General features: G+C 43.3%; 7 protein-coding genes. All 7 read right to left on the minus strand.

The window, feature by feature from the left end; translation table 11 throughout:
• Window positions 1-160: 160 nt before the first annotated feature.
• The 7 genes from FWJ32_RS12965 to gltX all read right to left on the minus strand — a co-directional run bounded on the left by FWJ32_RS12965 (window position 161) and on the right by gltX (window position 6,592).
• Window positions 161-616 carry an HAD family hydrolase gene (locus tag FWJ32_RS12965; RefSeq protein ID WP_149546390.1) on the minus strand — a complete coding sequence of 152 codons (456 nt, stop codon included), beginning with the start codon at window positions 614-616 and terminating at the stop codon, window positions 161-163.
• Between the two features lie 9 nt (window positions 617-625).
• Complete coding sequence (locus FWJ32_RS12970; protein ID WP_149546391.1) at window positions 626-925, minus strand: 2Fe-2S iron-sulfur cluster-binding protein; 300 nt, start codon at window positions 923-925, stop codon at window positions 626-628.
• Window positions 926-940: 15 nt separating this feature from the next.
• A complete protein-coding gene (locus FWJ32_RS12975) occupies window positions 941-1,381 on the minus strand; it encodes a PaaI family thioesterase (RefSeq protein ID WP_149546392.1) in 441 nt (146 codons plus the stop codon).
• A 74-nt stretch (window positions 1,382-1,455) separates the two neighbouring features.
• On the minus strand, window positions 1,456-1,866 hold the full coding sequence (locus FWJ32_RS12980; RefSeq protein ID WP_149546393.1) for an RDD family protein: 411 nt from the start codon (window positions 1,864-1,866) through the stop codon (window positions 1,456-1,458).
• Window positions 1,867-1,998: 132 nt separating this feature from the next.
• Window positions 1,999-2,766, minus strand: a complete 768-nt coding sequence (locus FWJ32_RS12985; RefSeq protein ID WP_149546394.1) for an SDR family NAD(P)-dependent oxidoreductase — start codon at window positions 2,764-2,766, stop codon at window positions 1,999-2,001.
• 196 nt (window positions 2,767-2,962) lie between these two features.
• A complete protein-coding gene (locus FWJ32_RS12990; protein ID WP_149546395.1) occupies window positions 2,963-4,870 on the minus strand; it encodes an OPT family oligopeptide transporter in 1,908 nt (635 codons plus the stop codon).
• 258 nt (window positions 4,871-5,128) lie between these two features.
• Window positions 5,129-6,592 carry a glutamate--tRNA ligase gene (gene gltX, locus FWJ32_RS12995; protein ID WP_149546396.1) on the minus strand — a complete coding sequence of 488 codons (1,464 nt, stop codon included), beginning with the start codon at window positions 6,590-6,592 and terminating at the stop codon, window positions 5,129-5,131.
• Between the last annotated feature and the right edge of the window lie 227 nt (window positions 6,593-6,819).

The following is a 6,819-nucleotide window of genomic DNA, read 5'->3' on the forward strand; positions in this document are numbered from 1 at the left end:
AGCCCCCCATATTTTGATTCTTTAAGGTGACATTTTCATGCGATAATTAACCACATTTTGGCCTATTTTTAGGTGACATTTTTAAAAGATATTGACATATGGAATTTAATTTGACATTTTAAAATTTGCTAAGTTTATACAACACAGGAAATAGATTTACCTATTTCCTCAGTGTGGCTGCTATTCTCTTTGGATTTTTAAAGAGCTCAAGGGCACTTATTATGTCTTTTACCACAATATCAGACTTTAATAGTGCTGCAGCAGATGCCCCTTCGTCACCTATTACACAGATTGACAGGTCATCCACCTCAAACATACCTGTGTCATTATTCCCATTGCCTATACAGGCCGTATCACCTGCAAGGCCCATGACAAATGTTTTCTTTTCTTCAGTGTCCTTTACTATATGTACCTCTCCCTTGAGCGGCTTTAAAAGTTCTTTAGCTGTGCCATATGTATCTGACGTAAGGACGTATACCTTGTATTCAGTGATCAGGTTATTTATAAGGGATATAGCCTCCATAATCGGAGCTCCATCCCTTGCAAATGTGCCATTATAGTCTAAGACAATATTGTTTATATCAAGTGTCTTATATCCCGGTATATCTATCCTCATGATTACACCTCAATCCAACAAGGATGATGTGGCCACAAATACAGTGACATCACCATAAATCTTCGCCTGGCATGAAAGCCTGTAATTCAAGTATGCCTTGCCCTGAAGTGCAGCTTTTTCTTTTTCTGCCATAGGGCTCAGGTTTTCTTTGCCGTTTCTTATTATTACCCTGTATGTGGTGCACTGTAAATTGCCTCCGCAGTAATGCCTCATAACAATATTGTTGTTCATAGCCGCCTCCAAAATCGTGGTTCCCTTTTCTACTTCCACGGTCTTCTTCTCTGGTTCAAAGGTTAAATGATACTTCATTTATTTTCCCCCCTCCTAATCCATTAGTCCAAAATTAAAGAATGTCTCCCTGCATATGGCTATCAGTTTTCCATCCTGATTGTAGGCCTCACCCTCGGATACCACTGTGCTCCTGCCGAGGTGGACAACTCTTCCCACAACCTTTATGGTATCGCCTAACCTGGCCGGTGCAATGAAGTTCATGTCCATATCCAGTGACGTTATACTATATCTTCCCATAGTCCTCACTGCCATGCCCATAGCAGTATCAAACAATGAAAACAACATCCCTCCATGGGCATTCCCTGCAGGATTCAAATGCTTCTCCTGTATCGTAGCTGTAACCTCTGCCATGCCCCTGTCCAGCATGGATATATCAATGTCCAAGAGCCTGTGATATGGGGTATTCTCATTCATATCAATGAGCTCATTAAAAAGTTCTCCATCTATCCCCTTATTTACTGCCCTTATCCTCATACACAAACCTCCTGTTATCTCCTAACCCTCCTTAGATGCCAGATAATCTATATCTGCATAGACACCGCTCTCCATCACATTAAGCTCTTCTCATCCACCACCTGGGTACCTGCCCAAATATCTCCGTTTCTCCTGCCGTATGGGTCATTAATTACCCTATAAATCTCTATTATCCATATAATCATCTCTACCATCACGCCCACACCCCATCCTACAAGGGGTATGACCATAATCAGGTTGGGTATCGCAAATATAATGTTTCTCTTCACAGAATCACTGTAGTTGGCAGGTCCAAACCCGGTCATGGTCTTTAAACCCAGAAGCTTTTTGCCTATGCTCTGTCCATCCATAAGGCCGTCCCTTAAAAGCATATATAAAAAGCCAAGAAGACCACCAACAGCCGGGATTAAACCGCAAAGATTTGCTATAGCTGCATCAATGGCATATGCAAATACCCTTTGCAGTATATCCGCCTTTTTGTACACTGTTAATAACCCCCCCTTGCCATAATTTAATTTTATTATATAACAGTTATTTCTAAAATCCAAATTCACACAGAACAAACAGGATAAAAAACAGCCGCAATCATGCGGCTGCTGTGATAGTAACCTGTTTTATTATACTGCAGTCCATCCACCATCCACACAAATGGTCTGGCCAGTTGTATAGCTGGAGGCATCAGAAGCCAGATACACCACGATGCCGTCCAGTTCCCCGGGTTGGCCAAGTCTCTTCATAGGACACCTTGAATTCAGATAGTTTTTAAATTCCTCAGAACAGATTATATCCTGGGTCATCTCAGACTCAAAGAATCCAGGACCTATGGCATTTACAGTAATATTGAACTGAGCCAGCTCTCCGGCAAGGGCCCTTGTCAGGTTTACCACGCCGCCTTTCGAAGCATGATACGCAGTAACCGGCATTGCCGCATTGCCTACAACGCCCCACATGGATGCCGTATTTATTATCCTGCCGTAATGTTTTTCCTTCATGTGTGGTACCACGTGTTTTGTAAAAAGATATATACTCTTTAAGTTAGTATCCAAGACCTTATCCCAGTCCTCTTCGCTGAGGCTTTCAACCCCATCACCTGCTGCTACACCTGCATTGTTCACAAGTATATCAATCCTGCCAAACTCATCCATCACCCTGCTGACGGCTACTTTAACGTCCTCTTCCCTGGTCACATCACACTTTATTGCCAGTGCTCTTCTGCCAGTTGCCCTTATCTCATCACAAAGGGCTGTAAGCCTGTCATATCTCCTCGCCACAACCGCTACGTCAGCCCCCTGTGATGCAAGAGCCTTAGCAAACTGCACCCCTAATCCGCTGGACGCACCGGTAACTACAGCAGTCTTACCAGTCAAATCAAACAGACCACTCATTTCTAAACCCCCTTTATAAAGTTTCTTTAATTATATTATATCATAATTTTTCCAAACAAATAATAATTATATGTTAAAAATTAGTCATTAACACAATTTTTTATTGTATCTTTCGGTCCGAGCTTTAGACTAAGACAACCTGTAAACTCAAAATAAAAATATAAAAAAGCCTGGCATATGGCCAGGCCTTTTAACCTTATATATGCTCAGGCTTTCTAAATGAGTATCTTATCAGTGTGTAGACCAGCACCGCAAAGAACAGCACTGTTACATATTTCCCTGTAACAGGATTGGCAAAACCCATTTTTACACCTATAGAAGCAAAGAACGCCATAATAATACCTACAATAGCATCTCCTGCAATAAGCCCAGAACTATACAGTACACCGTTTTCTACTTTTTGCTTTAATACCTCCACGTTCTTTTCGCTCCTGTCAAGTATTCCCCTTACTATACCGCCAACCATTATCGGCACGCTGGTATGTATTGGCAGGTACAGACCGATAGCAAATGGCAGGGAAGCAAAACCAAACAGTTCAATTACAACCGCTGAAGCCGCACCGGCAAATACAAGACCCCACGGCAGATTTGCATTCATGATACCCTGTATAACCAGCATCATGATTGTAGCCTGAGGGGCACCCAGTTCCTTTGACCCAAATGTATAGGTATTATTTAGCAGCACCAGTATGTATCCTATCACTGCTGCCGAGGCTGCAACACCAATGATCTCACCCACCTGCTGTCTCCACGGCGTAGCGCCAACCAGGTATCCTGTCTTTAAGTCCTGAGATATATCACCAGCTATGGCTGCTGCCGTACATATGACAGCACCCACGCTAAGGGCAGCCACCATGCCTGAGGTGCCTGAATAACCTATGGCCTTAAATATTATAGTAGTAAAAAGCAGTGTAGCAATTGTCATCCCGGAAACAGGGTTTGATGAGCTTCCCACTATGCCAACCAGTCTTGATGACACGGTTACAAAGAAAAAGCCAAATATGGCTACCAGTATGGCTCCCATAATACCAACTGGAATCTGTGGTAGAAATGCCACAGCCACAATAACAATTGCAAAGCCTATAAGTATAATGTTCATAGGGAGGTCACTATCTATCCTGCTGTTGCTGCCCTTAGAAGCGTCCTTAAATCCACCCAAGGAGGAAGAAAAGGCATTTATAATGGTGGGAATAGATTTTACAAGGCTTATGATACCGCCTGTAGCAACAGCACCGGCCCCTATATACCTGATATAAGTGCTCCATATACTCCAGTAATCCATTTGAGATATCGGTACAGTCCCGGGATAAATGGTTGATTCACCGCCAAACATGGAGATCAGCGGAATAAACCCAAGCCAGCCTAAAATGGCCCCTGCCAACATGTATGAAGATATCTTCGGCCCAATGATAAAGCCCACACCCAATAGAGAAGGAAATGCATCTCCTCCAATGGCTGCATTTTTCCATCCCTTTATCTGCCATTCAATCTCTGACGGGAAGAGCTTCAAACCATCTGCTATATACTTAAATATAGCACCTATGCCAAGACCTGCAAAGACAGTCGAGGCATTGACCCCACCAACTTCACCGGCAACCAGCACTTCAGCACAGGCTGTGCCCTCTGGATAAGGAAGATTGCCATGTTCTTCCACAATCAGGAATCTCCTCAGAGGTATCATACTGAGTACGCCCAATATGCCTCCAAGAAACGTAATCAGCGTAATCGTAAGCATGGATGGGGTCTCACCCCACATGAACAGTGCCGGGATTGTGAATATGGCACCGGCCGCTAAAGATTCTCCGGCAGAGGCTATGGTCTGGACCATGTTGTTTTCTAAGATTGAGTTACGGCCCATCATACCCCTTATAATGGCCATTGAAACAACAGCAGCAGGTATTGAGGCACTGACTGTCATGCCTACCCTTAAGCCGAGATAGGCGTTTGCTGCACCAAAGACAATAGAGAGTATGATACCAACAATGACCGAAAATACAGTAAACTCAGGTGCAACCTCTGATGCAGGCACGTATGGCATGAACTCCTCGCCAGGCTCCAGTTTCCTGAATGCCTGCTCGCTCAAGCCCTTCTTTTTGGCTTCCATCTATTCAACCTCCTTTATTATAATTTCATGAACATTATAACATAATATACCTGTTGCCACAATATAGATTCTATTGCAACTATGTATTGTTATAGTTTCATATTGTTATTATATTCACCCGTATAAATCGACTCATCCCTGTATATAAGGCAGTTAATCGCAATAAATCTTGGAGAAAATTTCAACCTGCTATAAGCATAATTATCCATTAAAGCCATATTAAAACCGGGACTATAAGCCCCGGTCAGTTCTCTAAGTTTATTTTTCCATATATTCTACAGCTTTTTCCATCCTCTTTATTGTTTCCTCTTTTCCCAAAAGAGCCATTATGTCAAACAGGCCAGGCCCCGTCGTCCTCCCTGATATGGCAAGCCTCGTCGGGTGGAACAAATCTCCGCTCTTTATGCCGCTCTCCTCAATGAGTTTCCTGTAAGCCCTTTCTGTGTTTTCTATCGTAAAGTCATCCACAGCCCTTAATGCTTCTATGCCCTTCTTTAGTATGTCGGCCGTACCATCCTTCTTAAAGTATTTGTTTACCCCTTTCTCCTCATATACATAGTCAAACCTGAAGAAATAACTGGATGCTCTGGCAAGGTCAACCAACGTCTTTTCCCTCTCCCTGACCCTCGCCGCAACCTCCTTTACCCTCTTAATATCCTGATCGTTATAATCCTCAGGTATAAGCCCCTCTTTAATATAGAAGGGGAGGGCATGTTTTACTACCTCATCCAATGGCAGGTCTCTCATGTATATGCCGTTTAACCATGTTAGTTTTGTGGTGTCATATATGGCTGCGCTTTTATTTACCTTTTCCAGTGTGAACTCTTTTATTGCCTGTTCCAGTGTGATTATTTCATTATCTCCCTCCGGAGACCAGCCAAGGAGTATGAGATAGTTTACTATGGCCTGCGGAAGATATCCCTGTTCTCTAAACTCCTCCACAGAGGTGGCACCGTGCCTCTTAGACAGCTTGCTCCTGTCCGGCGCCAGTATCATTGGCACATGGGCAAACTCAGGTATATCGTATCCAAGGGCATTATAAATCAAAACCTGTTTCGGGGTATTGGATAAATGTTCTTCTGCCCTTATGATATGGGTCATACCCATAGCATGGTCGTCTACAACTGCCGCAAAGTTATACGTGGGAATGCCGTTAGACTTCATAATGACAAAGTCATCCAGAATGGAGTTGTCAAAAGTAACCTCTCCCCTTATGATGTCATTTACCACTGTTGTACCCTCTGTAGGTACCTTAAACCTGACGACCGGCTTTCTGCCCTCAGCCTTAAACCTCTCTATCTCTTCTGGAGTCAGGTTTTTACACCTGCCACTGTACCGTGGCGGAATCCCTGCTTTTCTGGCTTCCTCCCTGTTTGCCTCTAGTTCCTCCGGCGTACAGTAGCAGTAATATGCCTTCCCCTCAACTAAAAGCCGCTCGCACGCTTTCCTGTAGCCATCCAGCCTTTGGGATTGAAAGTATGGACCATATTCGCCGCCCACCTCCGGCCCCTCGTCCCATGTGATGCCAAGCCACTTCATGCTGGAAATTATCTGGGATACCGAGTCCTCTTTTAGCCTTTCTAAATCAGTGTCCTCTATCCTCAGTACCATCTTGCCGCCGTTATGTCTTGCAAAAAGCCAATTAAAAAGTGCTGTCCTTGCCCCACCTATGTGTAGATATCCAGTGGGACTCGGTGCAAACCTAACCCTTACATTGCCCATTAAAACCTCTCCTTTTATACTCTTTAAATTAAGTTGCTTCCGGTAAACAATATCAAAAAAATATTGCCGTATACATTCTGTATTATTATAGCGGATTTTACTCGTTTGTTCAATTAAATTAATTACAATTTTGTGGTTATTTTATGATAATGTCACCTTGTAGACTATCGTGATAAAATGTCACTATGGGGAATGAGGTGCGTTATCTAATGTCTCAAGAACAACTA

It is taken from the genome of Calorimonas adulescens (assembly GCF_008274215.1).
Classification (GTDB): domain Bacteria; phylum Bacillota; class Thermoanaerobacteria; order Thermoanaerobacterales; family UBA4877; genus Calorimonas; species Calorimonas adulescens.

What these genes read in the sequence shown, in the direction of transcription:
- FWJ32_RS12965 (WP_149546390.1), bottom strand. Translation starts at nt 616, where the DNA reads ATGAGGATAGATATACCGGGATATAAGACACTTGATATAAACAATATT.
- FWJ32_RS12970 (WP_149546391.1), bottom strand. Translation starts at nt 925, where the DNA reads ATGAAGTATCATTTAACCTTTGAACCAGAGAAGAAGACCGTGGAAGTA.
- FWJ32_RS12975 (WP_149546392.1), bottom strand. Translation starts at nt 1,381, where the DNA reads ATGAGGATAAGGGCAGTAAATAAGGGGATAGATGGAGAACTTTTTAAT.
- FWJ32_RS12985 (WP_149546394.1), bottom strand. Translation starts at nt 2,766, where the DNA reads ATGAGTGGTCTGTTTGATTTGACTGGTAAGACTGCTGTAGTTACCGGT.
- FWJ32_RS12990 (WP_149546395.1), bottom strand. Translation starts at nt 4,870, where the DNA reads ATGGAAGCCAAAAAGAAGGGCTTGAGCGAGCAGGCATTCAGGAAACTG.
- gltX (WP_149546396.1), bottom strand. Translation starts at nt 6,592, where the DNA reads ATGGGCAATGTAAGGGTTAGGTTTGCACCGAGTCCCACTGGATATCTA.